Origin of the sequence: Mucilaginibacter defluvii (genome assembly GCF_039543225.1) — a bacterium.
Classification (GTDB): domain Bacteria; phylum Bacteroidota; class Bacteroidia; order Sphingobacteriales; family Sphingobacteriaceae; genus Mucilaginibacter; species Mucilaginibacter defluvii.
The window spans coordinates 1,223,008-1,248,602 of sequence record NZ_BAABJI010000001.1; the positions used below are offsets into that span (position 1 = coordinate 1,223,008).

Genomic DNA, 25,595 nt, shown 5'->3' on the forward strand with positions numbered 1-25,595 from the left:
GATGAAGATGAGATCTTACAAAATATTAATATACCTGGCCTCTATTACCATGCTGGGTACATCGTGTAAAAAGTTTCTGGATGTAACGCCGGAGAACGTGGGCACAATTGATTATGCCTTTCGTAACCGTAATGAGGCTGAGAACTATCTGTTTTCATGTTACGCTACCTTGCAGCAATTTCAATATCCGCAAAATGATCCGAGCTTTACCAGCTCCGGCGAAATCATATTTCCAAATAACCTCACGGATAATCAGGGGATCGACCCTACGGGTTTTAACCTGATCCGCGGCACGCAAAATGTGCAGAATCCGGGTTTGAATTATTGGGATGGGGAGAATGGGGGGCAGGCTATATTCAGGGCATTACGCCGCTGCAATACCATGCTCGAAAACATCGATAAGCCGATAGACCTTACCACATCAGAAAAGGCCAGGTGGATAGCCGAAGTAAAGTTCCTGAAGGCTTACTACCATTATTACCTGTTCCGGATGTACGGGCCGATACCAATCACAGATAAAAACCTACCTATCACCAGCTCGACAGAAGAGGTGAAAGTTAAACGTGATCCGGCTGACTCGGTAGTGAACTACATTGTTCGCTTGCTGGATGAGTCGGCGCCTGACCTGCCGGTAGTTATACAGAACCAGGTACGCGAACTTGGCCGTATTACCCGCCCGATAGCGCTGGCTGTAAAGGCGGATGTACTGGCAACAGCCGCCAGTCCTATGTTTAACGGTAATCCTGACTTTGCCAGTCTCGCCAATAAGGATGGCGAAAAACTATTTAGCAGCACGTATGATGCCACTAAATGGGACAGGGCTGCCGAAGCCTGCGACGCTGCGGTTAAGTTGTGCGAAGCTAACGGGTTTGCGCTGCACACCTTTAACGCGCCGGCCAACATTCCAACTAATTTAACTGATTCGTTACGGAGAGTACTTACACTGCAAACCGCCATTACCGAAAAATGGGAGCTTAACAAAGAACTGATATGGGCGCTAAACCCGGTATTCGGTTACGGCAGGCAGGAGTACAACATGCCACGCTTAACCGCTAAAGCCGCCGCAAATTTGATAGCGCAAGGTACGTTTGCCGCGCCGATTGCACAGCAGGAGTTATTTTACACCAATAACGGTGTGCCCATTGCCGAGGACAAGACCTGGGATTATAATAACCGTTACAACCTGCGTACAGGCGATGATGATAACCGCTTTTATATTCGCAACGGCTACCAAACCGTTAGGGCGCACTTTAACCGCGAACCGCGCTTTTACGCAGATATGGCTTTTGATGGTGCTATCTGGTACGGTAACAACGTGTTTAACCAGGAGAACGCTCTGTATGTACAGGCGCGCAGCAGCAGCTCATACGCGGGGCCGAAGGATAACATCCGCATAAATGTAACCGGTTATTGGGCTAAAAAGCTGGTAAACTACCAAACCGTGTATGATGAAAATATGACCTGGGTTGATTTCCGCATGCCGCTCATCAGGCTGGCCGGATTGTACTTATTGTATGCCGAGGTGCTGAATGAGCAGGGCAAGCCTTACGCCGAAGTGGTACGCTACATTGACCCGGTGCGCCAGCGTGCCGGCTTGCCGGGCGTGGTTAATGCCTGGAGCACCTACTCACGCAACGCTTCAAAATTTGCCACACAGGATGGTATGCGCCAGATCATACACCAGGAGCGCCGTATTGAACTGGCTTTTGAAGGCCAGGCCGGTTGGGACCTGCGCCGCTGGAAGGAGATACAAAACGTAATGAGCAGGCCGATGCAGGGCTGGAATATTTACGAGGAACAGCCGCTTAATTACTACCGCCCGCGCACCATACTTACGCCGGTATTTAACGTGCGTAATTACCTGTGGCCAATAAAAAATAACGATTTGATAGTGAACGGCAATCTTGTACAAAACCCAAATTGGTAAGCCGGATAAAACTCAATAACATGAAAAATATTAAGCATTATATAGCTATTGCAACCTGCCTGATTATACTGGTAGCTGCGGCATGCAAAAAAAATGATGGTTATAATAAAACCCCAATATCGGGCGATACAACAAAGCCTGGGGTAGTAACCAATGTTAAGGTTGATAATTTTAACGGTGGCGCCTACATAACCTACAACCTGCCCAACTCCGAGAATATATTGTATGTGCTAGCACAATACAATATTCGTGAGGGGGTAAAGCGCGAAACTAAATCATCGTACTATACCGATACGGTTACGGTTAACGGTTTCGCTGCCTCGGCAGATTACGATGTTACACTTTACACCGTATCGCGGGCCAATGTAATGTCTGACCCGGTTACCGTAAAGGTTCATCCCGAAACGCCTGTTTATCAGTTGATAAGGCCTTCAATAAATGTGAATGCCGATTTTGGTGGTGTAAACGTTCAGGCCTTAAACCCGCTAAAAAAGGAAATTGGCATTATCATCACCGCTTTTGACGCAACAACCAACTCAATGGAGGTGCAGGATCAGTTTTTTACCAAGGCGGACACGATCAACTATTCCATAAGAGGATATAGTACTGACCCACGGCAGTTTGGTGTTTATGTAACCGATCAATGGGGAAATATATCTGATACGCTGAAAAGGGAGATCAGCCCGCTATATGAGGAGTTGTTGAACAAGAGCTTGTTTAGTGCCTTTAACCTGCCAAGTGATACGCCTATAGGTTACGGCTGGCAGCTGCCAAACCTGTGGAATGGTACCGAAAACGGCGATGGCTGGCATACCCTGCCCGGCGAAAAGCCGCCCTTTGTTTGCACGTTCGATGTAGGCCGTGTTTACAAATTAAGCCGTTTCGTAATGTGGGAGCGCTTTGGTGAATGGGCTTACGGCCACGGTAACCCGCGCGATTTTAGTTTGTGGGGTACAAAAGTTGCTAATCCAAAGGATGCTAAACTACCAATTTCGGCACCTGAAGGGGCTGTGGTGGGCGACTGGATAAACCTGGGTAACTTCCATTTTCCTGATCCGCCGTCGGGCTCGCCGCCGGGATCAACCACCGCGTCTGACGAGGCATTTGTACGCGCAGGTGTAAACTTTAACGTTCCGTTTGACGCGCCTACCGTACGCTTTATTCGCTTGGCGGTTAACAGGTCATGGTCCGGCGGTGATATCGCCCACGTTATGGAGCTGTCATTATATGGTAATCCGCAGTAAAAAATTAATTAAGCTAAATAAGATGAAGACCTTAAGATATTGTTTAATGATCTGTGCCATGTTTGCCGTTATTTATGGCTGCGGCAAAAAGGATACAGAGTTTCGTGATTTTTTTGATGGCAAGGAGATCACTTATACAGGTGCTGTGGGCGACGTAACCTCGCAACCCGGCGATCTGCGCGTTGGCCTTAAATGGAAAGCCAGTACCGACCCAAGCATTATCAAATATATAGTATACTGGAACAACAAAGCCGACTCGCAGATAGTAAACATCACCGAGAAAAAGGATACCATAAGCACCGTGATCAGCGGTTTGCGCGAGTATGTTTACTCGTTCACCATATACTCGTTTGATGCAAAAGGTAATAAATCCATAGCCAAGGAGGTTAATAACGTTAAGGTTTACGGGCCTATTTATAACGGTACGCTGCTTAACAGGGCTTATGATGCAGTTAACCCTTACGTGCTGAATGATAACGGATCGGTAACGTTAAACTTTATTGCGCCTGATACCATCAACATAACTACTAAACTGATGTATACCAACACCGCCGGTACGGCGGTAACAGCTAATTTGGCGCCTGATGTTAACAGCATTACGTTGAATGATTTTAAGTTGGGTACCATCATTAAATACCAGTCAGCATACATACCTGAGCGTGGATCAATTGATACCTTTCAGGTAGCTGCCGCTGATGATTATCCTTACATATATAGTTATGTTCCATGCAGCAAATCATTCTTTGCACAAATGAACGTTGCGAATGATGTAAGGGCTGATTTTGGTACCGCCATTGATAAATTGTGGGATGGTACCACTACGCCACAGGGCTACCCTAACATATTTCACTCTAATGAGAAAGCCCTGCCGCAACAGCTTACTATTGATTTGGGCAGGCTGTATGATAACCTTGGCCGCATGGAAGAAACCGGGCGTGATTGCTGCCACAATCCAGATCAGTTTGAGGTTTGGGGTATTACCGATATAAATGGCCACGATACCAGCCTGCCGGCAAACAACCCGGGTTGGAAAGAAGAAGCGCTCTCAAAAGGTTGGGTGTTACTTAAAGATGTGGTACGTACTGATGACGGCAAAAATCCATACAAATTTGATCTGGATAATCAGGGTAAACCAATACGTTACATCAGGCTCCGGATAAAACACAACTCAAACGGCGAAAGCAATTATAGCAATATGAGTGAAATAACCCTTTGGAATAAACAGTAAACTAAACAGGCCTGCACAAAAAATGGTGCAGGCTTTTATTTTTGCTATGCGTCTAACATTCATACTTTTTTGGTTTTGCTTAACCACGGGTGCATTTGCCCAAACTCTGGTTAAAACGCCGCCATCAGCCATAGATAATTTTATGGATAAGCGGTTCGGTATGTTCATTCACTTTGGGCCGGTTACCCTGCGTGGTACCGAGATAGGGTGGAGCCGCAATAAAGAAGTGCCCGAGGCGGATTACGATTCGCTGTACCGTGAATTTAACCCGGTTTTATTTGATGCTGACCAATGGGTTAAAACCGCCAAAGATGCCGGTATGAAATACCTGGTGATAACGGCCAAACACCACGATGGCTTTTTGCTTTGGCCATCGGCAGTATCAGCGTATAACGTAAGCCGTACGCCATTTAAAAAAGACATGGTTGGCTTGCTGGCCAAGGCGTGTAAAAAGCAGGGCATCTCATTTTGTATCTACATGACGGTGCTGGACTGGCACGATCCGGATTACCCGATCCATAGTCCGCATGATACGTTGCACAATGTAAAGGGAAATATGCCCCGTTTTGTAAATACCATGAAAAATGAGCTTACCGAACTGATAACCCGCTATAAGCCCGACATGCTTTGGTTTGATGGCTACTGGGAAAAGCCCTGGACAAATGCGTATGGCCATGAGATCTATCAGCATATAAAAAAACTGGATGCACGTATTATTGTGAATAACCGCCTTGGTAAGGAGAGTGAAAAGCTGAATGAAAATTCGCTGGGTGATTTTCTAACTCCGGAGCAGCGCATTGGCAACATTAACATGCTTGAACCATGGGAGAGTTGTATAACCATTTGTAACCAATGGGCCTGGAAGCCAAACGATCAAATGAAATCGTTAAAGGAATGTATACAAACGCTGGTAAAAACAGCTGGAGGTAACGGCAATTTACTATTTAATGTTGGCCCGATGATGGATGGGCGCATAGAACAACGGCAGGTTGACCGGCTCAATGAAATGGGGAACTGGCTCACAAAATACGGGCGTGCAATTTATGGTACAAAGGGAGGTCCGTATGTGCCTAATGACGTTTACGCCGCAACACGTAAAGGCAATTTTATATTTATACATGTATTTAAACCGTTGGATGTGCTTAAGTTGCCCGCACTAAACGGCGCTAAGGTAAAAAACGTAAATATATTCGGTGGCAAGGCTTTAAAGTTTACGCAGACCGAGGGCTTGCAAATTATGATGCCTAATAAATTACCGGATGATAACTGCACAGTTGTTACCATCGAGATTGATGGTGATGCTGAAAAACTCCCGGTTATCAGGCAGTAGTGATAGCATCACGCTTCGCCGTTGAACGGTATTGCTCCGGCGACATGCCCATGAATTTTTTAAACAGCCGCGAAAAGTAATATTGGTCTTCATAACCCAAATTGCCGGCCACCGTTTTTATGCGTATCTCGTCAGAGAAAAGCAGTTGACAGGCTTTCTGCATTTTAAGGTTGATAAAATAATCAATAGGTGGCATGCCTGTAGCCTTTCTGAAAATGATTGAGAAATATGAGCTTGATAATTTATGCTGGTTTGCCATATCATCAACCGTGAGTTTTTTATCCAGGTTAGCGCGCATGTAATTAATGCTGAGGGTAATTACATCGGTACTTTCATCACGGGCTGCATCTATATGGCGCTCGGGGAATAAAAAATTCGCGATAAAGTTATACAGGCAAAAGTTGGCGTTGCACAGGTTTTCGGTACTGTAACCCATTTCAAGGCTGTCGTACATGTTTTTCCAAAGCTCAATAGCCTTTGCGTTAAACGGAATGGTGACCGCGCCTTTGGTATTATTGATGTTTAAAAAGTTATTGAAGCCATGCATATCGGTACCGTTAAAGTGTACCCAGTAAATGGTCCACGGCGTTTCGGCATCAGCCCAATAGCGCATATACTTGTCGGTTGCGGCCACCATAATATATTGGTTGGCATTAACCTCAAATTTTTTATCGCCAATAATAAAGTAGCCCTTGCCCTGCAGGCAATAAATTAAAATATTGTCTTCGCAGCCTTTGCGGCGTTCGCGATAGTGGTATGAAGCTCTTGGAAAATAGCCAATCTGTGCTACATATATCCGGAAGAAAGAAGGGTCCTTACTGAAAACATCTTTCCATACTTTAGGCGGAATGCTGATAATCTTTTCACCTTCAAAGCCGTCTCTTCTTTTAAAAGCAGTACTGTTCATTCAAATTAATAAATTAAAAGCGGGGGATGCTGCGCAGGGTTTATGGCTGCGATATGCTATTATAATACAATTAAATGTATATCGCCAAAGGCATTAAGCGTATTGGTTAAAATTAAATAATAGATGGAATATATTGCTTACAGGCAAAGGCGGGCATTATTTTTTTATTGAAAAAAGATAGGATTGTCCATCTTATAAAATGGTTTATCCATTTTTGAAAAGGTAGCCCCGGCATAACTTTATCACACCAGTTATTTATGACCATCAGTAAGTTTAAACTATTTGGAAACCAATATATAATTCCATTTATGCTTGTCGTGTTTTTTGCTGCACAAGCAAATGCGCAATCGCTATGGAAAGGTTTCAATAAAACCGATTTAAATATCATCGGGCACAAGGCTTATTATGTGAAGCCGAAGGTAGCCCTGCCGGGCAGACCCTGGGTATGGCGCGCCTCGTTTCCTGATTGGCATACCGGTATTGATAGTTTACTACTTTCGCGAGGTTTTCATGTGGCCTATGTAAGTGTTGATGACCAATATGGCAGTCCTTACGCTATGCAGGTATGGGATAGATTTTACAACTATTTAACCGATACCGTTCAGCTTGCCCCGAGGGCAGCCTTAGAGGCGGTTAGTCGTGGTGGTTTGTATGCTTTGGGCTGGGCTAAACGCAACCCCGATAAGGTTAGTTGCATTTATGCCGAAACGCCGGTTTATGATATTAAAAGCTGGCCGGGCGGTAAAGGCAAAAGTCTGGGCGATACAACTGCATGGAAGCAATTAAGACAGGTTTACCATTTTACGGAAGCCGAGGCATTGGCATATAACGATAACCCATTAAATAACTTGGAGGGGCTGGCATCGTTCAAGGTGCCGGTATTGAACATGATTGGGTTGGAGGATAAGCTGGTGCCGCCAGCCGAAAATAGCCTGCCGTTCGCTCAAAAATATATTGCTGTCGGTGGGCCGGTAACAACCTACCCGGTAACCGAAGGCCCGCAACAATTAAATGGCCACCATGTGCCCGACAGGCATAACGATGAATGGGCCGATTTTATCTACTATAATTCCTACCCCGTAAAAAAAATACTGCCTTATGCCGATTATTATAAAAAGCGGAATGGCCTCAAAATTTTTTATCACTCGGCTACCATCAACAAAAAAGCAACGGTAGCTTTTTTAGGGGGATCGATCACCTTTAACCCCGGCTGGCGCGATAGGGTTTACCTGTATTTAAAAGAGCGCTTTCCGCAAACCAAGTTCAGGTTTATTATGGCGGGCATTCCATCGCTCGGCAGTTTGCCGCACGCGTTCAGGCTGCAGCGCGATCTGCTGGATAGCGGCAAGGTTGATCTGTTGTTTGTTGAAGCCGCCGTGAACGACCGCGTAAACAAAACGGATAGCATGACGCAGGTGCGGGCTTTAGAGGGTATTATTCGCCATGCCCGTAAAACCAATCCGCAAATGGATGTAGTGATTATGGAATTTGCCGATCCGGATAAAACCAATGATTACAATGCGGGTAAGCAACCCGTCGAAATAACCAACCATGAACGGGTAGCTTCACATTACGGTCTGCCATCTATCAATATTGCTAAAGGTGTTAAGGAAAAACTGGCCAATAAAGAGTTTAACTGGAATGATGATTTTAAAGATTTGCACCCGGCCATATTCGGGCAAGAACTTTATTTCGCCTTTATCAAGTCGCTGCTCACTGATTGCTTTGTTAATGTATCGGCGAAACCGAAAAAATATAATTCGCCCGGGCCGCTTAATGAATACGCTTTTGAGCACGGGCAATACTTTAGCATCACCAATGCCAGGCACGATGATAAATGGAAGATAGACCCCAACTGGCAGCCTGCCGACGGTTTAGGCACTCGCCCCGGTTTTGTAAATGTACCCATGTTAGTGGCAACCACGCCGGGTGCTACACTCAACCTTTTGTTTAAAGGTAATGCCATCGGTATAGCCATAGTTTCGGGTGGCGATGCGGGTATCATTACCTACTCCATTGATGGTGCGCCGGTTAAGCAGGCCGACCTGTATACGGAATGGAGCGGCTTTTTGCACCTGCCCTGGTATGTGTTGCTGGGTAGCGGTTTAAAAAATGGCGACCATACCCTGCAAATAAAAGTAAGTGCCGACAAAAATGCCAAAAGCAAAGGCAACGCCTGCCGGATAGTTAATTTTCTGACCAATAAATAACCCCATTATACATGAGATTTTACACAAGGTATCTGCAGTTTTTTGCCTTATTGATTTTTGTAAGTACATCGGCCGTTAACGCGCAATCGTTAAAGCTATGGTATGATAAGCCTGCCCGTGTTTGGGAAGAAACCTTGCCACTGGGCAACGGTCGCCTGGGCATGATGCCGGATGGCGGTGTGAGTAATGAGAAGATCGTGCTGAATGACATCACACTATGGTCGGGCGCACCGCAGGATGCCAATAATTATGAGGCCTACAAATACCTGCCGCAGATACGCCGACTGCTTGATGAAGGCAAAAACGAAGAAGCGCAGGATCTGATCGACAAAAATTTTGTGTGCAAAGCCCCCGGTTCGGGCGATGTGCCATTTGGTTGTTACCAGGTTTTTGGGGATTTGAACATCAAATTTAATTATGGCGACGGTAAGTACCCTCAATACAGCAATTACAGGCGCGAATTGTCTTTAAAAAATGCCGTAGCAATGGCCAGCTATACCGTAAACGGTGTAACCTACCGGCGCGAATATTTTACAAGCTTTGGTGATGATGTAAGCGTTATCCACCTTACGGCAGATAAAAAGGGAATGCTGAATTTAAGCATATCCTTAAGCAGGCCCGAACGCGCCGAAGTAAGCATAGCCGGCAATACCCTGCAAATGGCAGGTGGCCTTAAAAGCGGTACCGATAAACCTGGTATGCAATTTTTGGCGAACGTTAAAGCGGTGTTAAAAGGTGGTTCGCAAAGTACTGCGAACAATACGCTCGAAATAAAGAGTGCTGATGAGGTTACTCTTTTTATAACTATGGGAACGGATTATAAGGATGGGGCATATAAACAAAAGCTTGTCAGCTTGCTTAACGTGGCGATTAAAAAGCCTTACCATCAGCAAAAGCAAGAGCATATAGCCAGGTTTCAAAAGCTATTTGGCAGGTTGAGTTTGTCATTAGGGCAAAGCAAAGCAGCTGATGCTTTACCCACTAACCAGCGGTTGATCGCCTTTCATAAAGATCCATCGGTAGATAAGGGGTTGCCTGCTTTGTTTTTTCAATTCGGGCGGTATTTATCTATTAGCAGCACCAGGGTAGGGCTGTTGCCGCCAAACCTGCAAGGTTTGTGGGCTAACCAGGTACAAACTCCATGGAATGGCGATTACCACCTGGATGTAAACGTACAAATGAACCATTGGCCGGTTGAGGTAGCTAATCTATCCGAACTTAACCTGCCACTTGCTGATTTAGTGCAAGGCATGATAGAACCGGGTAAACGCACGGCCAAAGCCTATTACAATGCCGATGGCTGGGTAGCCCATGTTATCACTAACATTTGGGGCTTTACCGAGCCGGGAGAGAGTGCCTCATGGGGGATAACCAAGGCCGGTTCGGGCTGGTTGTGTAATAACCTGTGGGATCATTATGCGTTTAGCAATGATAAGGCTTACCTCAAAAAGATCTATCCTATACTAAAAGGCTCGGCACAGTTTTACAGCAGCATCCTCACTAAAGATAAAAAAACAGGCTGGCTGGTAACTTCACCATCATCATCGCCCGAAAATAGTTTTTACCTGCCTAACGGCAAACATGCCAGTATTTGCATCGGCGCTACTATTGATAATCAGATCATCCGGGAGTTGTTTAATAATGTGATCATCGCCTCAAAAACATTGGGTATTGACGCAGCTTTCAGCACCCAATTAAAGGATAAACTAAAAAGCCTGCCACCGGCAGTTAACATCGCCAAAGATGGGCGGGTAATGGAGTGGCTGGAAGATTATAAGGAAACCGACCCGCAGCATCGCCATATTTCTCATTTATACGGACTATACCCTGCTCAACTGATTACGGCGGACGGTACACCTGAATGGGCTGAAGCGGCTAAAAAAACACTTGAACTTAGGGGAGATGACGGCCCGAGCTGGACGATTGCCTACAAGCTGCTGTTCTGGGCGCGCCTGCATGATGGCACCAGGGCATACAAACTGTTCACCGAAATTATGAAACCTACCGAGCGAACTGATATTAATTATGGTGCAGGCGGCGGTATCTATCCCAACTTATTATCAGCAGGCCCGCCTTTCCAGATTGATGGCAACTTTGGCACCACGGCAGGCATAGCCGAAATGCTCATCCAAAGTCATGAAGGGTATATTAACCTGCTGCCCGCCATACCTGATAGCTGGAAAGCCGAGGGGACAGCCAAAGGCTTTAGGGCGAGAGGTAACTTTACGGTTGATTTTAGCTGGAAAAACGGTAAGGTTATTAGTTATAAAGTAACATCTTCAACACCAAAAATAGTAAAGCTAAAAGTAAACGGTAAATTCATCACCATTAAAGCCGTAAAAGCCTGAACATGTTTATCAGTATAAAAAAAAGCGGACTGTGCATAGCATTGCTATGCCTGTGCGCCACCCTGTCAACCGCTGCCATTGGGCAGTCAAAAACCATCCGTATATCGTATGGAATAAACCGATACATCGCATACAACCTGAGTACCGGGCAGTACGATGTTCACCAAAATGGAACCCAGGTTTTTAACCGTATTTCAGCATCGGTGATTGTTAACGGTCAAGCCTTATCGTCAACAAAATATACAAAGCGTACTTACACCAAAGCTGTTGTTAAAACCGGCTTCGGTAAGGGTATGAGGCATATTATCAGCTTATCGGCTAACGGCTTGCCAACAATGCAGCAGGTGTTTTACACGTATAACAGCGGGAGCTTTTTTACGCAATTAATTATAAAAGGCAAGGCCATAAACACCAATAACATGGTGCCGTTTGAGGGCGGTTTTAAGCAGATCAGCGGCGATGTGTATTCGCTTTTTATGCCTTTTGATAACGATACTTTTATCAGCTATAACGCAAAGCCATTTAAGGGCAATGAAAAGGTAACCAGTGCCGAAGTGGGGGCGGTTTATGATAACGATACACGTGGTGGGTTGGTGGTTGGCTCGGTTGAGCATGTGGTTTGGAAGACCGGCGTAACCACCGCTGCTGCGGAAAGCAATACCATAAAAGCTACTGCTGGCTATACCGAAGAGGGCGTTACCCGCGATAAGATAGCCCACGGTATGGTAAGCGGGAGTGAGGTATGCTCGCCGCTGATATTTGTTGGTTATTTTGCTGATTACCGCGCAGGCCTCGAGGCATTTGGTAAAGCTAACCGTACAGCCGAGCCGCCTTTTGTAGCCAAATGGACAAAACCCACACCCGTAGGCTGGAATAGCTGGGGCGTGATGCAGGAAAAGTTGACCTTTGATAAAGCCATCAAGGTGGCTGATTTTTTTGCCGATAGTTTGAAAGGCTTTCGTTCAGGTAACACCGCTTACATTGATCTGGATTCTTACTGGGATAATATGCTGGTTAATAAAAATGGCGAGCGTGATTTTTCAAACCTGAAAGAGTTTGCTGATCACTGCAAGGCCAAGGGTTTACAGCCCGGCATTTACTGGGCGCCTTTTACGGATTGGGGTTTTAAATCAGGCCCTGACAGGAAGATGGAAGGCAGCGACCATACCTGGGGCGAAGCCTGGACAAAGATAGGCAACCAATACCATGAGCTTGACGGCGCAAGGGCCATCGATCCAACGCACCCGGGCACACAGGCGCGTATCAATTACATGATCGATCATTTTAAGTCCTGCGGTTTTACCATGATCAAGATCGACTTTTTAGGCCACGCGGCTGTAGAGTCGACAGGCTTTTATGATAAAGGCATAACCACAGGTATGCAGGCTTACCGCAAGGGCATGGAGTATTTGATTAAACGTATCGACGGACAAATGCTGATCTATGCCGCTATATCGCCAAGTTTGGCCAGCGGTCGATATGTACATACCCGCCGCATAGCTTGCGATGCGTTTAAATCCATTAAAGACAGCCGTTATACTTTAAACAGCGTAACGTATGGCTGGTGGCAAAGTTATGTGTATGATTATGTAGATGCCGACCACATTGTGTTTTCAACCGAAAGCGAAGGAGCAAACCGCGCACGTTTGCTATCAGGCGTAATAACAGGTACATTGATTACCGGTGATGATTACTCCGAGGATGGCCCGTGGAAAGCCCGTGCCAAGGAGTATCTGCAAAATCTGGAATTGTTAGCCATCGTAAAAAATGGAAAAGCGTTTAAACCTGTTGACGGTAACATGGGTGAGGGCGCGTCGTCAATATTTGTTAATAAAATAGGGAGGCGTTACTACGTAGCGGTTTTTAATTATACCGATAAGGAAGCGACTGTTAAGCTTGATGCAAAACGTTTAGGCATACCGGCTAAGTGTAGCGTAACGGAGATTTTAGGTAAGCAGAAGTTAGGTTCTTATCGAGACGAAATGGGTGTATCGTTACTTCCGGCGGACGCGATTATTTACCGGTTTGATCCTGACCCTTCTTAAACGGCGAAGCCCTCATGAGCACCGCTAAAAATAATAGTAGCGAATAATCCTCCCCGAGGGGGAGGACTTTTTAAGGTATTTCTTATTAATCTTCGTGGTATAGTTCACCGGCTTTTTCGGCTGAGAACTTGATGCCTTTTATCATGGCGGAGCTGAAGCCGTGGTGTTCCATCTCGTTCAGGCCGGCAATGGTACAGCCTTTGGGTGAGGTTACTTTGTCTATTTCCTGCTCGGGGTGTGATGACAACTGCAACAGCAGATCTGCAGCGCCTTTAGCGGTTTGTGCCGCCATGCGTAAGGCATCCTGCGCGTGAAAACCAATCTCGGTACCACCTTGCGATGCCGCGCGTATCGATCTTAAAAAAAACGCGATACCGCAGGCACAAAGCGCCGTGGCCGACGTCATCAGTTCTTCGTTTATCTGTATGGTAACGCCAACGGTATTGAACAGCGAGCGTACCAGGTTTACGTTTTTGGGCGAACCGTTATCGGTAGCAATACACGTCATGGATTGACCAATGGCGATAGCGGTATTGGGCATGGCCCTAACCACCTGAATGTTCATCTCCAGGTATCGGCGGATATCATCACAGCTAACACCCGATATCACTGAAACCAATAGCTGTTTCTCTGATTTAATGGCCGGTTTTATCTCGTCAAGCAGTTTATTTAACTGTTGCGGTAGCACAGCCAGCACCACGATATCCGCTTTTTTTACTGCCTTTAAATTGGCCGATGTTGTTTGATAGCCTTGCTCTTCATATTCTGCCAGCGCCTCAATGTTGCGGCGGGTGAGTATCACCTGCGATGGCTGGCATATATTGGCGGTAACCAATCCCTTTGCTAATGATAGCCCGATGTTACCGCTGCCTAAAATGGCAATTTGTTGATTCGCATTCATAATTAATTACTTAACCTTGTCCCAAATGGTTGTTTCTCCTGCAAACGACCTAAATCGTCTGACTTTCCTATAATCACTGATCGCACACCGCAGGCAATGGCCGAAAAAGCATTGTCGAGCTTTGGCAGCATACCGCTGTGTATAATTTGTTGTTCCTTTAATTCCTGATATCTCGCCGGGTTAATATCCCGGATGATAGAATCTTCATCATTAATATCGTGCAATACACCCGCTTTTTCAAAGCAATAGATCAGCGTGGTTTCATACAGCCTGGCTAATGATACTGCAAGCGCCGAAGCAACAGTATCTGCATTGGTGTTTAGCAATTGACCCTCGCCATCATGTGTTATCGCGCAAAACACCGGTGTAAAACCTGCATCCATCAAGCGGCTGATGTTTTCCGGGTTGATAGAGGCAGGATCAATATCACCTACAAAGCCGTAATCGATTGTTTTTACCGGCCTTTTTTTTGTGCGGATAAAGTTACCGTCGGCACCGGTAAGTCCTATCGCGTTGGTGCCAAAGCGTTGCAGTTGCGCCACAATGTTTTTGTTAATCAATCCCCCGTAAACCATCGTCACTACACGTAAAGTTTCAATATCGGTTATCCGGCGCCCGTCAACCAGCTTAGCCTCAATGCCAAGCGATTCTGATAATTGCGTAGCTACTTTCCCACCACCATGTACTAATATTTTATCGCCCTCAAGCGCGGTAAAGTCTTTTAAAAAGTGGTAAAGATTCTCGGAGTTATCAATAACGTTACCACCGATCTTTATAATATGTAGTGATCTCAATGTTTTTCAAAGCTGTAATACGGGGAGATTAACTATTAAAGATCATCCGTATCAATATAAAAAATTACCTGCAAAAATAGCATTTTAAGCGGATTTTTTGGCGAATGCAGATGGAATAGCGAATAAATGACTGAAATTGGATATTAGTTCCATTTATAACGTGCAGCATTGCGATAATGACTATAAATAATGTATAAGTAATCGTAAATCGGTATTAATTGTAAATTTTATGTTAAATACTCATAAAATCGCCCTATAATATAATTTAGGTAATATTTACAGCTTTTTATGTAAGAGCTTTTTGTTGTACGGTTGGTTTGCTAAACTTTTTGTAAATGTAGATGTTAGCAAATAAACACTCCCGGCAACGTTAATGGAATTATTTGTAATTATTTCTTTACTCATCGTTTTAAGCGCAATTTACTCTTATCTCAATGCGAGGTTTATAAAGCTTCCGGGCACCATCGGGGTTATTACGATAGCAATAGTGGGATCAATAGGTATTATCATCAGCAATAAACTGAATACCGATTGGGCCAAGCGGCTAACAGAGCTTGCGCATAGCATTGATTTTTCGCGGACGGTGCTAAACATCATGCTGGGATTTCTATTGTTCGCTACCGCGTTCCGTATTGATAAAACTAAATTGAAACGGCAGATGTGGCCGGTTATAACACTAAGTACGGTTGGGGTATTACTGTCTACAGCCATTTTTGGCGGGTTAATGTATCTTGTTACAAATTTGCTCGAACTTAACGTACCCTTGCTGTACTGCCTCATTTTCGGCGCACTTATTTCGCCTACCGATCCGGTTGCGGTGTCAGCTATTATCAAGGAGTCCAAACTCCCGCAAAAACTCGAAACTATTGTATCGGGCGAATCGCTGTTTAATGATGGGATAGGACTGGTTTTGTTTATAACGCTGCTTGAAATAGCAGAGGCCGGCGTTAACAGTACCGATTTTCATAAGGCTTTTATTCTATTTGCACAAGAGGTTTTTGGCGGTATAGCCTTGGGGGCGCTTACCGGTTACATAGCGCACCGGCTGATGCGGTCGATCACCGATTTCCAGACCATTGTTCTTGTCTCATTCGCACTGGTAATGGGTAATTCTGTAGTGGCGTCCTTCTGGCATCTGTCAATCCCGTTAGCGGTTGTAACAGCCGGGTTATTTGCTGGTAGCGAATCCATCAATATTGACAGAAATGAACGCTCGCACCAGGAGCTTGTAAGTTTTTGGGAACTGGTTGACGAGATGCTCAACACCATCTTATTCGTGATGATCGGGCTGCAAATGATTAATATACCGGCAATAAATAATTATTGGTTAATTGGTAGCATATCTGTTATTGTATTACTGATTGCCCGCTGGCTGAGCATTATGTTGCCAATTACTTTTTTAAGGCGTTCGTTGGATGTAAATTATGGTAGCATCAATATACTTACCTGGGCCGGGGTGAGGGGCGGCATATCCATAGCGCTTGCATTAACGCTACCTGGTTCGGCACATAAAGGCCTTATACTTTCTGCTACTTATTTTGTGGTGATATTTTCAATAGTGGTGCAGGGCTTAACTTTGAATAAGGTTATAAATGCCTGGTACGGCGATAAAAAGTAAGTCATATTTTTATTAACTCACCCTGCCATCGCTACGCTTCACGTCCGTGTCTGCGCAAGCGCAAAGAGGGAGTTTTCTTTTGGCTTGGTTCTGTTATGTATCACTTGCCTTTGCTTTTGACCTGTCATCGTTAAACTAGACATCCGCTCTCTTCGCAAACGTAAAAAGCCTTAAAAATAAAACCCTCTTTCCGCACAGCGGAGAGAGGGATAACCAGCGCAACGCAGTTGGGGTGAGTTAAATCTCCTCCAGCATCTGCTTTAATACCGCCTGAGCAGCCCAAACACGGTTACCCGCTTCATGTACCACAACCGAGTTTGGCCCGTCCAGTATCTCGTCAGATAATTCCAGATTACGGCGCACCGGCAGGCAATGCATTACTCTGGCATCGTTAGTTATCTTTAGCTTATCATTATTCAGCATCCAATCCTCATTGCCGGGCAAAACTTTACCATAAGGCTCGTAAGCTGACCAGTTTTTTACGTAGACGAAATCAGCACCGGTAAGTGCCTCATCCAGGTTATGGGTGATAGTTGCGCCGTTTGTAAAATCAGTATTCAGCTCATAACCCGCGGGGTGGGCGATGGTGAAGTCCACATCGGCCTTACACATCCACTCGGCAAATGAGTTGGGCACAGCTTGCGGCAGCGCTTTAATATGCGGCGCCCACGCCAACACAACTTTTGGTCGGGCGGTTTTCTTTAGTTCCTGGATAGTAACCAGATCCGCCAGGCTTTGCAGCGGGTGGCGTGTGGCCGATTCAAGGCTTACTACAGCAACGCCGCAATATTGTACAAACTTGTTAAATATTGCCTCGCTGTAATCCTCCTCACGATCCTTCAACCCCGGGAACGAGCGCACGCCGATAATATCAACATACTGCCCCATTACAGCTGCCGCCTCGCGTACGTGCTCAACGGTGCCGCCATTCATTATCGCGCCATCCTGCAATTCCAGTGCCCAGCCTTCTTTATCGATGTTCAGCACCATAACATTCATGCCCAGGTTAAGCGCTGCTTTCTGCGTGCTCATGCGGGTACGCAGGCTTGGGTTTAAAAACACCAGGCCTAACGTTTTATTTTTACCCAGATGCTGGTGAGCATATGGATTTTGCTTGAGCTCTAACGCCTCGGCAGCGAGGGCGTTAATGTCGTTTACGTCGTGTACGGATGTAAATAGTTTCATAAGCCTTTTTGTGTTTATGCCGAAGCTATGGTTTGTTTAAACGCCTCTAAAAATCTATCGGCATATGCTTTAGTCAGGTTTAAAGCCGGCAACAACCTCACCACATTTGGCTTAGCCTCGCCGGTAAATATATGATGCTTAAACAGCAAATCCTTGCGTACATGGCTAAGTTCTTCCGGCAGTTCAATACCGATCATCAGCCCACGACCGCGCACTTCTTTAACCTGATCAAATTTTTTCAGTTCGCTTATCAGGTAACCGCCAACTTCGGCAGCGTTTTGCAGCAGGTTATCCTGCTCAATAACTTCAAGCACCGCTAAACCGGCCGCGCAGGCAAGGTGGTTTCCGCCAAAAGTAGTACCCAACATACCATAAGCAGGTTTTATTTTAGGCGATATAATAATGCCACCGATAGGGAAGCCGTTACCCATGCCTTTAGCCATGCTGTAAATGTCGGCATCAACACCGGCAAAATCATGCGAGAAGAACTTACCTGTGCGGCCATAGCCACATTGTACCGAGTCGGCAATAAATACCGCGTTATGCTCGTCGCACAAAGTTCTGATCTTTTGTAAAAAGCTTTCAGTAGCCACCTGAATGCCGCCAACACCCTGTATGCCTTCAATAATTACTGATGATATTTCGTTGTTGGCAAAGGCTTGTTCCAAAGCAGCCTCATCGCACCATGGCAAAAATATCACATTATCGGTTTCGTTAACAGGTGCGACTATCTTCGGGTTATCCGTTACGGCAACAGCCAGCGAGGTACGCCCGTGAAAGGCTTTACGAAAAGCGATCACCTTTTTTTTACCATTGTAGAACGATGCCAGTTTCAGCGCGTTCTCGTTAGCCTCGGCACCTGAGTTACACAGAAACAACTGGTAATCTTCTTTGCCCGATACATGGCCCAGCTTTTCAGCCAGTTGCTTTTGCAGCGGAATCTCAATAGAGTTTGAGTAAAAACCGATCTGGTGCAACTGGTCTTCCAACCGCTTTACATAATGCGGGTTGGTATGCCCGATAGAAATTACGGCATGACCACCATACAGGTCAAGATACTCGGTGCCTTTGTCATCATACACAAGACTGCCGGTGCCCTTTACTATATTGATTGGATTAATTGGATATACGTCGAATAAATTCATTGTTTATTAAGGTTAAAGGAGAAAGGTAAAAGGATAAAGGTTACTTTTCGTTTCGTAAAAACTTAATGAATGCGATTAACATAGCCTTCACTTCATTTATCTCCTGATTAATATTATCATACTTGTCTTTTGAGATATAATCCAAATCAAAAAATCAAATAACAAGTATATTCTACTTCGTGTGCCGAACCTAAAGCATTATCAAGATAATGCGCAAAGTCCTTGTTTGTATTTTTACCGCAACCTTCAACAATGTTTAAAGGTATTGAGTAAGTTGATCGTCTTAATTGGCTGGATAAAGCAAATTTTCTTCAACAGGTAACGAAGGAATGATATCGGTATAAACTCGCTTGGTAAGCAAGTGAGCTTTTAACCAAACATCCAGTTTCTTATAATCCCTCATGTCCTTTAATGATTTTCTGTAGCTGCCTTTTTCCTTTCAGCTTTATCCTTTCGCCTCAATTAAAATCCAATCGCTTTCAATCGTAAGCCGGCGCGTTCATCCAGGCCAAACAGTAGGTTCATGTTTTGAACCGCCTGGCCCGACGCGCCTTTGAGTAAATTGTCTATAATGCTTATTATTAATAGTTTATTGCCATGTTTTTGTACCTGTATAAAGCATTTATTGGTATTTACCACCTGCTTCAGGTCGATGTTACGATCGGTAACATGGGTAAATGCCTGATCGTTATAAAAGTCAGTGTATAACGCCAACGCTTCTTCTTGTGTTAAGTCGCTATCGGTATACATGGATGCAATAATGCCGCGGGTAAAATCACCGCGGTAAGGGATGAAATTTAAGGTTCCCCAGCTCGCACCAGGCGCGGTGTGACCGGCTTGCAATTGATCAAGCGATTGACCTATTTCGTTCAGGTGCTGATGATCAAACGCCTTATATACCGACAGGTTATCATTCCGCCAGCTAAAGTGCGACGTGCTTGAAAGGCTTTGTCCTGCACCGGTTGAGCCTGTTGTGGCTGTAATATTTACTTCGCTGGTGATAAATCCTTTTGATGCTAAAGGTAACAAGCCCAGTTGCAAACAAGTAGCAAAACAACCCGGGTTAGCAATATTCTGCGCTTTGCGGATGGCATCCCGGTTTAATTCAGGCAGGCCATAAACAAAGCTTTTGCTACCGATGGTCGCTTTGGGTTTAAGTCGAAAATCCTGACTAAGATCAATGATCTTTACCGTGTCCGGAATAGGGTTAGCTTCTAAAAATTTACGTGCGTCGCCGTGGCCTACACATAAAAACAGCACATCAATATCTATAGATAATTCGCTCGCAAATTTTAGATCGGTATCACCAAACAGGTCAGAGTGTACCTCATATACATAATTGCCCGCATTGCTGTTACTATGCACAAAAGCTATCTCAACATTAGGGTGATTAACGAGGATACGCAGCATTTCGCCGCCTGTATAGCCGGCACCGCCAACGATTCCTGCACGGATTTTAACTGAGGTTGATTCTGTCATTATTGGTAGATGGATATGAATACAAAATAAATTCCAGGTCAGCATCCCATTTATTACTGATGTAATGTTGCTGGCCCGGCTTAATTTCGATGCCTTGCTGCTCTCGTAAGGCATGCTCGGTACCGTCAATACCAAAGGTTGCTCTGCCTTTTAGTATGAAGAACAGTTGCGTTGCCTTTTCGTGGTAATGCAACTTTTCAGCCGTATCAGGCGGCATTAACTCCTGCTTAACCGATAGTCCGTCAGTATCAACAAAAGTCCAGCCGTGGCAACCATCGCCCCATAAATAATGATTAAGGCATTCGCTTTTTGAAAAAACAAGAGCCCCCTGATTCCCTAAAGGGGGAACATTGTTAGCGCTATTGTTTTCCGTTGATGACATAATAAGCTTTTTAAGCCCCCTTTAGGAGGTTTGGGGGTTAACTTTATGGTAGATCATTACCTGGTTGCCAAATATTTTTGAGAAACCTTTTACATCCTCACCGCTCCAGGCATTGTTCATTTCGCCGTAGCTGCCAAATTTGTTCGACATCAGGTCGCGATCTGATTCAATACCCACTACATTAAAACGGTATGGGTTAAGCTGAACGTATACTTTACCGCTAACGGTTTTTTGGGTATCGGTTAAAAACGCTTCCATATTGCGCATAATCGGGTCGTGAAACTGCCCTTCGTGCAGCCAGTTGCCGTAAAAAGTAGCTAACTGGTCTTTCCAGGTCAACTGCCATTTGGTAAGTACGTGTTTCTCTAAGGTATGGTGAGCCTTGATGATGATCACCGGGGCAGCAGCCTCAAAACCAACACGGCCTTTAATGCCGATGATGGTATCGCCTACATGTATATCACGGCCAACGCCGTAAGGCTGGGCAATGGCTTGTAGTGCCTGTATTGCTTTGGTAGGATGATCGTACTGCTGGCCGTCAATAGCAACAAGTTCGCCTTTTTCAAAGGTAAGCTCCAGGTTTTTTTCTTCGGTTTCAGTAACCTGTGTTGGCCATGCATCTTCAGGTAAGCCTAAATTCGAGGTAAGGGTTTCCTTACCACCAACTGATGTACCCCAGATGCCTTTGTTGATCGAATATTTGGCTTTCTCAAAATTCATTTCAACACCATGTTTTTTAAGATATTCTATTTCCTCTTCGCGGCTCAGTTTAAGGTCGCGGATAGGGGTGAGTATCTTTACATCCGGTACCAGGATGTTAAATATCATATCAAAACGTACCTGGTCGTTACCGGCACCGGTGCTGCCATGCGCTACATATTCGGCGCCGATCTCTTTGGCATAATTGGCAATTGCGGTAGCCTGGCTAACCCGCTCGGCACTTACTGAAAGGGGGTAGGTGTTGTTCTTTAACACGTTACCATAAACCAGGTAGCGCACGCAGCTATCGTAAAAGTTGGTCGTTTCGTCAACCACATGGTGGCTGGTTACGCCCATTTTAAAGGCGCGTTGTTCAACGCTTTTCAGCTCTTCATCGCTAAAGCCGCCGGTGTTTACAATTACCGAGTGCACCTCCATACCGAGGTCGCGGGTTAAATAAATACAGCAAAACGATGTATCTAAACCGCCGCTGTATGCCAATACTACTTTTTTCTTCATTATATATGTTTGTTCAACCGGGTTAAAAGTTTAAACCTTTGCCAATAGCGATACAAATTTGGCCGATCCGCGCAGGGCGTTTTCAATACGCTCAAGCAGGGTGGCTTTATGGGTTATTTTCTTTAATTTATTTTCGGCCTGTTTGGCCTTATCAGCCGGGTCATACAGCATGGCGGTGCACATGCAGTTTTTACGGCCTTTGCTCATCAATATGTCGTAATTAACACAGCTTTTACAACCTTTCCAAAATTCTTCGTCCTGTGTAAGTTCAGAGTACGTAACAGGCTCATAACCCAGGTCAGAGTTAATCTTCATCACCGCCAAGCCGGTTGTCAGGCCAAATAGCTTGGCGTCAGGGTACTTGGCGCGCGAGAGCTCAAATATCTTCTCTTTAATAGCCTTTGCCAAACCAACTTTGCGAAAGTTAGGGTTAACAATAAGGCCGGAGTTAGCCACAAACTGCCCGTGACTCCAGGTTTCAATGTAACAAAAACCCGCCCAGGTGCCATCCTTATGTAATGCTATAACCGCTTTGCCTTCCAGCATTTTATTAGCTACATACTCGGGCGAACGCTGCGCGATACCGGTACCGCGTGCCTTAGCTGATTCGGCCATCTCATCACATATCTGCTGCGCAAAATCAACGTGTTGGGCTGAGGCAACTAATATATCAAAATCGTTTATGGTCATTAAAAAAGTAGAATAATTGCTGTAAACCAAATGGTTATCTATAACCTATTAAGTAATCAGATGATTTTTTGTTGAAAGAGTTTAAAATCAAAAACTCTTTAATGGGTTGTAGCAGTGTAAATTAAACCCGGGGGATAAACAATCGTCGTCGAGACGGAACACACATAAAAATAACTGAAACCAAAGCATTGGCAACAGGAGCGAAAATCGCTCTTGTAACTGGCTTATATAAGCTTTGCTGGTTCATTTATAGGGTGTTTATTCGTGTTTTTAAATTTTGTGCAAAGTATCGTATTAATTTTTATTTATGCAAGAAAAAATTGCACTAATTAATAACTTAACAATGTCTTATTACATTGAGTTGAAAAATGGCAATTACTGTGTTGCCTGTCAATATGTTATGCTTAGCTCAGCTCTACGTTCCCGGCAGCAAAACATTATATATTGTCGGGCGTTGAAAGCGCAGTAAAAACATACCCATGCACACCGAAAATCCACTTATATTAACGCTTAAACTGGATGATAAAGTACAAACTTATTTTAATCAGCTACGTGCAAGATATTTCCCATCTGAAAGGAACTTTCTTGATGCGCATCTGACGCTTTTTCACCACCTGCCTGCTGAGGAGCCGGGCGTTTATAGTATGATTGAAGAACTGGCTGCACGTCAGCAATCTTTATTAATTGATGTGATCAAGATTGTTTCGACAGGCAACGGGGTAGCTTTTAAATGCGAAAGTGCTGAACTGCAAAAAGTTCACAATCATCTGCAACAGCAATGGCGGCAATGGCTCATTCCGCAGGACAGGCAAAAACTATGGCCGCACATCACCATACAGAACAAGGTTAGCGCTGATACTGCCGCAAATACTTTACAAGAATTATCAAGCGGGTTTACTCCATTTGTAATGCCAGGCTCAGGGCTAAGCTTGTGGCGGTATCTGGGTGGCCCCTGGGAACATGTGGATGATTATAGTTTTCAATAAAAAAGGCTGCCGGTTAACCGTGCAGCCTCATGTATGTGTGAAGTCTAAAATTTCTTAATCTTTGCCACCGCCAAATACCGAGAAGCTTACATAACGCTTAGGATGTGCCTTAAGGTCAATAAACAAATTGTTAAGGTTAGCAGATGCCGCGCTCAGGTTTTTGTACATGGTACTATCGTTAATTAATAAACCTAAACTGCCATCCTTGCTGTTAATCTTATTAGTGGTTAGCTCGAGGTTAGCCATGGTTTTATCAACATTGTCCATCGTCTTTTTAAGGTCGGTAGACGCCAGGTCGTTACTGAACTTCTTAAAATTGAGGGCTATATCATTAAAATGAGCCGTGGTGCCTTTCAGGTTTCCAGATACGGTAGCCGCGTTACCCATAATGGTATTGATATGCGATGATTGCGACCCGACAAGCGCGTCTATCTTTTTAGTTGTACCTTCAAGCGTTTGCAGGGAATTGGCAATGCTGGCAAAACTGCGGTCAACGTTTTTCTCAAAAGCCGGGTTCATGATACGGTTTATTGATGCCAGTGACGAATCCATCTTAGTGATAAGCGCTTCCGCTTTTTTCTGGATAGGCTGTAAACTTTCCGCAAGGCTGCCCTGTATGTCGGCAGCCAAGGTGTCCTCATTCTGCGCTGGTTGCGAGCTGTCGCCTAAATCAAACACTATAGCCTTACCGCCTAAAAGGTCGGTACTTTGCAACTGTGCCAGCGTGTTTGACGGCACGTTATATTTGGAGTCGACCTTAAATTCAACCACCGTGCGGCCATCAGGCTGTAATTCCATTTTTGAAACCCGGCCAACCTGGTAACCATTTACCAAAACCGGTTTTGACACGGTCAAGCCTTCCACATTTTTATAGATAGCGTAATATTTATTGGAGCCCGAAAAAACATCATTGCCGCTGAGGTAGCTATAGATTAATAGTAGGGCAGTGATGGCTATCGCCGTAAATACGCCTATTTTGGTTTCGTTTGAGATTTTCAAGGTATAGCTGTTTAATAATTCTAATTTTCCAGTTGTTTTTTATAACTCTTCAGGGCGCTCAAAATAGCGTTTACAATATCGTTCTGTCCTTCGTCTGATGTAAGGTAATCTTCCTCATCCGGATTATTGATAAACCCGGTTTCAACAAGTACAGATGGCATAGCCGTATGATCGAGCACCAAAACCACCTGTTCCTTCACACCATGACTTTCGCGATTGTAAGTCCCGGTAAGTTCACTGTCTATTAAACTCGCAAAGCGTATACTTTGTTTACGATATTTATCTCTAAATGTGTTTAGCATGATAACCGACGCCGGGTTATCCGGATCGTACCCTGCGTAGTTGTCCTTATAGTTCTTTTCCGTAAAGATAACCGCGTTCTCACGTAACGCCTCTTCCTGCGCACCCACACGTCTCGATCCGTATACCAGTATCATGGCGCCTTTACCGCTGCGGTTGGCAACTGTGCTGGTTTTATAAATAGGTATGCTTTTGCCTTTGCGCTTGCGGTAACCCACCACCTCGGTAACCTTGCGGTTAGCCAGGGAGTTGCAATGCAATGATATGAATAGCTGCCCTTTGGCATCGTTAGCAATGTCAGCCCGCTTGTGTAATTCCACAAAGGTGTCGTTTTTACGCGTCATGATGGTGTTAACGCCGGGCAAATCGCGCTCTATGGCTTTTTGCAATTTAAGGGCTAGCGCAAGCGTAACGGTCTTTTCGTTGGTGTTTGGCCCGAAAGCGCCTGGGTCCTTACCGCCGTGGCCGGCATCAATAACTACTGTACGCAGCCTGAAGCCTTCAGGCGCCTGCACCGAGTCGGCTGTTTGCTGTTCAAGCGCTTTTGCCGGTCGGGCTAATAATAAAGAACTGATTAATATTGAGAAAGTATAAACGTATTTCCTTAAAAATGCTGTCATCATTTGCAGTTAACGGACTAAACTTAATTTTATTGGCAA

General features: G+C 44.9%; 21 protein-coding genes. 9 read left to right on the top strand and 12 right to left on the bottom strand.

Annotated features, from left to right (window positions below; translation table 11 throughout):
• The first annotated feature begins 1 nt into the window (after position 1).
• The 4 genes from ABD960_RS05485 to ABD960_RS05500 are packed head-to-tail and all read left to right on the top strand — an operon-like array spanning position 2 to position 5,729.
• Positions 2-1,927: a RagB/SusD family nutrient uptake outer membrane protein gene (locus tag ABD960_RS05485; RefSeq protein ID WP_345329913.1), complete on the top strand. Its 1,926-nt coding sequence runs from the start codon at positions 2-4 to the stop codon at positions 1,925-1,927.
• 20 nt (positions 1,928-1,947) lie between these two features.
• Positions 1,948-3,171, top strand: coding sequence for a DUF5000 domain-containing lipoprotein (locus ABD960_RS05490; protein ID WP_345329914.1), 1,224 nt, complete (start codon positions 1,948-1,950; stop codon positions 3,169-3,171).
• Between the two features lie 22 nt (positions 3,172-3,193).
• On the top strand, positions 3,194-4,399 hold the full coding sequence (locus tag ABD960_RS05495; protein WP_345329915.1) for a DUF4998 domain-containing protein: 1,206 nt from the start codon (positions 3,194-3,196) through the stop codon (positions 4,397-4,399).
• A 46-nt stretch (positions 4,400-4,445) separates the two neighbouring features.
• Positions 4,446-5,729 carry an alpha-L-fucosidase gene (locus ABD960_RS05500; RefSeq protein WP_345329917.1) on the top strand — a complete coding sequence of 428 codons (1,284 nt, stop codon included), beginning with the start codon at positions 4,446-4,448 and terminating at the stop codon, positions 5,727-5,729.
• On the opposite strand, the gene ABD960_RS05505 is transcribed toward ABD960_RS05500, so the two are convergent.
• Positions 5,719-6,636 (bottom strand): AraC family transcriptional regulator, encoded by a 918-nt coding sequence (locus ABD960_RS05505; RefSeq protein ID WP_345329918.1) that lies wholly within the window; start codon positions 6,634-6,636, stop codon positions 5,719-5,721. The genes ABD960_RS05500 and ABD960_RS05505 overlap by 11 nt on opposite strands.
• A 257-nt stretch (positions 6,637-6,893) precedes the next feature.
• On the opposite strand from ABD960_RS05505, the gene ABD960_RS05510 reads away from it, so the two are divergent.
• Genes ABD960_RS05510 through ABD960_RS05520 form a run of 3 tightly spaced genes read left to right on the top strand, consistent with a single transcriptional unit; the run spans position 6,894 to position 13,239 of the window.
• On the top strand, positions 6,894-8,846 hold the full coding sequence (locus ABD960_RS05510; protein WP_345329919.1) for an SGNH/GDSL hydrolase family protein: 1,953 nt from the start codon (positions 6,894-6,896) through the stop codon (positions 8,844-8,846).
• Positions 8,847-8,857: 11 nt separating this feature from the next.
• Positions 8,858-11,194 (top strand): glycoside hydrolase family 95 protein, encoded by a 2,337-nt coding sequence (locus tag ABD960_RS05515; RefSeq protein WP_345329920.1) that lies wholly within the window; start codon positions 8,858-8,860, stop codon positions 11,192-11,194.
• 2 nt (positions 11,195-11,196) lie between these two features.
• Positions 11,197-13,239, top strand: a complete 2,043-nt coding sequence (locus tag ABD960_RS05520; RefSeq protein ID WP_345329921.1) for an alpha-amylase family protein — start codon at positions 11,197-11,199, stop codon at positions 13,237-13,239.
• An 85-nt stretch (positions 13,240-13,324) separates the two neighbouring features.
• Here ABD960_RS05520 and proC read toward each other — a convergent pair whose 3' ends face one another.
• Both proC and argB read right to left on the bottom strand, forming a co-directional pair.
• Positions 13,325-14,140: a pyrroline-5-carboxylate reductase gene (gene proC / locus ABD960_RS05525; RefSeq protein ID WP_345329922.1), complete on the bottom strand. Its 816-nt coding sequence runs from the start codon at positions 14,138-14,140 to the stop codon at positions 13,325-13,327.
• Between the two features lie 2 nt (positions 14,141-14,142).
• Complete coding sequence (argB, locus tag ABD960_RS05530; RefSeq protein ID WP_345329923.1) at positions 14,143-14,934, bottom strand: acetylglutamate kinase; 792 nt, start codon at positions 14,932-14,934, stop codon at positions 14,143-14,145.
• 373 nt (positions 14,935-15,307) lie between these two features.
• Here argB and ABD960_RS05535 point away from each other — a divergent pair, with 373 nt between their 5' ends.
• Positions 15,308-16,552: a cation:proton antiporter gene (locus ABD960_RS05535; protein WP_345329924.1), complete on the top strand. Its 1,245-nt coding sequence runs from the start codon at positions 15,308-15,310 to the stop codon at positions 16,550-16,552.
• Positions 16,553-16,789: 237 nt separating this feature from the next.
• On the opposite strand, the gene ABD960_RS05540 is transcribed toward ABD960_RS05535, so the two are convergent.
• The 7 genes from ABD960_RS05540 to ABD960_RS05570 form a co-directional block, all read right to left on the bottom strand.
• The gene (locus ABD960_RS05540; RefSeq protein WP_345329926.1) at positions 16,790-17,737 is read right to left on the bottom strand and encodes a Rossmann-fold NAD(P)-binding domain-containing protein; all 948 of its coding nucleotides are present in this window, start codon (positions 17,735-17,737) and stop codon (positions 16,790-16,792) included.
• Positions 17,738-17,751: 14 nt separating this feature from the next.
• Positions 17,752-18,882, bottom strand: coding sequence for an aspartate aminotransferase family protein (locus ABD960_RS05545; RefSeq protein ID WP_345329927.1), 1,131 nt, complete (start codon positions 18,880-18,882; stop codon positions 17,752-17,754).
• 146 nt (positions 18,883-19,028) lie between these two features.
• Positions 19,029-19,148: a four helix bundle protein gene (locus tag ABD960_RS05550; RefSeq protein ID WP_345330080.1), complete on the bottom strand. Its 120-nt coding sequence runs from the start codon at positions 19,146-19,148 to the stop codon at positions 19,029-19,031.
• Positions 19,149-19,344: 196 nt separating this feature from the next.
• Complete coding sequence (argC, locus tag ABD960_RS05555; RefSeq protein ID WP_345329928.1) at positions 19,345-20,361, bottom strand: N-acetyl-gamma-glutamyl-phosphate reductase; 1,017 nt, start codon at positions 20,359-20,361, stop codon at positions 19,345-19,347.
• Positions 20,339-20,743, bottom strand: a complete 405-nt coding sequence (locus ABD960_RS05560) for a cupin domain-containing protein (protein WP_345329929.1) — start codon at positions 20,741-20,743, stop codon at positions 20,339-20,341. Before ABD960_RS05560 ends, argC begins: the two co-directional genes overlap by 23 nt.
• Positions 20,744-20,764: 21 nt before the next feature.
• The gene (gene argG, locus ABD960_RS05565) at positions 20,765-21,961 is read right to left on the bottom strand and encodes an argininosuccinate synthase (RefSeq protein ID WP_345329930.1); all 1,197 of its coding nucleotides are present in this window, start codon (positions 21,959-21,961) and stop codon (positions 20,765-20,767) included.
• Positions 21,962-21,991: 30 nt separating this feature from the next.
• Positions 21,992-22,651, bottom strand: a complete 660-nt coding sequence (locus tag ABD960_RS05570) for a GNAT family N-acetyltransferase (protein ID WP_345329931.1) — start codon at positions 22,649-22,651, stop codon at positions 21,992-21,994.
• Positions 22,652-23,130: 479 nt separating this feature from the next.
• Here ABD960_RS05570 and ABD960_RS05575 point away from each other — a divergent pair, with 479 nt between their 5' ends.
• On the top strand, positions 23,131-23,637 hold the full coding sequence (locus ABD960_RS05575) for a 2'-5' RNA ligase family protein (protein WP_345329932.1): 507 nt from the start codon (positions 23,131-23,133) through the stop codon (positions 23,635-23,637).
• A 54-nt stretch (positions 23,638-23,691) separates the two neighbouring features.
• Here the strand turns inward: ABD960_RS05575 and ABD960_RS05580 are convergent, their stop codons facing one another.
• Together ABD960_RS05580 and ABD960_RS05585 are read right to left on the bottom strand one after the other, a co-directional pair.
• On the bottom strand, positions 23,692-24,636 hold the full coding sequence (locus ABD960_RS05580; protein ID WP_345329933.1) for an MlaD family protein: 945 nt from the start codon (positions 24,634-24,636) through the stop codon (positions 23,692-23,694).
• A 20-nt stretch (positions 24,637-24,656) separates the two neighbouring features.
• Complete coding sequence (locus ABD960_RS05585) at positions 24,657-25,559, bottom strand: N-acetylmuramoyl-L-alanine amidase family protein (protein ID WP_345329934.1); 903 nt, start codon at positions 25,557-25,559, stop codon at positions 24,657-24,659.
• Between the last annotated feature and the right edge of the window lie 36 nt (positions 25,560-25,595).

What these genes read in the sequence shown, in the direction of transcription:
- ABD960_RS05485 (WP_345329913.1), top strand. Translation starts at nt 2, where the DNA reads ATGAAGATGAGATCTTACAAAATATTAATATACCTGGCCTCTATTACC.
- ABD960_RS05490 (WP_345329914.1), top strand. Translation starts at nt 1,948, where the DNA reads ATGAAAAATATTAAGCATTATATAGCTATTGCAACCTGCCTGATTATA.
- ABD960_RS05495 (WP_345329915.1), top strand. Translation starts at nt 3,194, where the DNA reads ATGAAGACCTTAAGATATTGTTTAATGATCTGTGCCATGTTTGCCGTT.
- ABD960_RS05500 (WP_345329917.1), top strand. Translation starts at nt 4,446, where the DNA reads ATGCGTCTAACATTCATACTTTTTTGGTTTTGCTTAACCACGGGTGCA.
- ABD960_RS05505 (WP_345329918.1), bottom strand. Translation starts at nt 6,636, where the DNA reads ATGAACAGTACTGCTTTTAAAAGAAGAGACGGCTTTGAAGGTGAAAAG.
- ABD960_RS05510 (WP_345329919.1), top strand. Translation starts at nt 6,894, where the DNA reads ATGACCATCAGTAAGTTTAAACTATTTGGAAACCAATATATAATTCCA.
- ABD960_RS05515 (WP_345329920.1), top strand. Translation starts at nt 8,858, where the DNA reads ATGAGATTTTACACAAGGTATCTGCAGTTTTTTGCCTTATTGATTTTT.
- ABD960_RS05520 (WP_345329921.1), top strand. Translation starts at nt 11,197, where the DNA reads ATGTTTATCAGTATAAAAAAAAGCGGACTGTGCATAGCATTGCTATGC.
- proC (WP_345329922.1), bottom strand. Translation starts at nt 14,140, where the DNA reads ATGAATGCGAATCAACAAATTGCCATTTTAGGCAGCGGTAACATCGGG.
- ABD960_RS05535 (WP_345329924.1), top strand. Translation starts at nt 15,308, where the DNA reads ATGGAATTATTTGTAATTATTTCTTTACTCATCGTTTTAAGCGCAATT.
- ABD960_RS05540 (WP_345329926.1), bottom strand. Translation starts at nt 17,737, where the DNA reads ATGAAACTATTTACATCCGTACACGACGTAAACGACATTAACGCCCTC.
- ABD960_RS05545 (WP_345329927.1), bottom strand. Translation starts at nt 18,882, where the DNA reads ATGAATTTATTCGACGTATATCCAATTAATCCAATCAATATAGTAAAG.
- argC (WP_345329928.1), bottom strand. Translation starts at nt 20,361, where the DNA reads ATGACAGAATCAACCTCAGTTAAAATCCGTGCAGGAATCGTTGGCGGT.
- ABD960_RS05560 (WP_345329929.1), bottom strand. Translation starts at nt 20,743, where the DNA reads ATGTCATCAACGGAAAACAATAGCGCTAACAATGTTCCCCCTTTAGGG.
- argG (WP_345329930.1), bottom strand. Translation starts at nt 21,961, where the DNA reads ATGAAGAAAAAAGTAGTATTGGCATACAGCGGCGGTTTAGATACATCG.
- ABD960_RS05570 (WP_345329931.1), bottom strand. Translation starts at nt 22,651, where the DNA reads ATGACCATAAACGATTTTGATATATTAGTTGCCTCAGCCCAACACGTT.
- ABD960_RS05575 (WP_345329932.1), top strand. Translation starts at nt 23,131, where the DNA reads ATGCACACCGAAAATCCACTTATATTAACGCTTAAACTGGATGATAAA.
- ABD960_RS05585 (WP_345329934.1), bottom strand. Translation starts at nt 25,559, where the DNA reads ATGATGACAGCATTTTTAAGGAAATACGTTTATACTTTCTCAATATTA.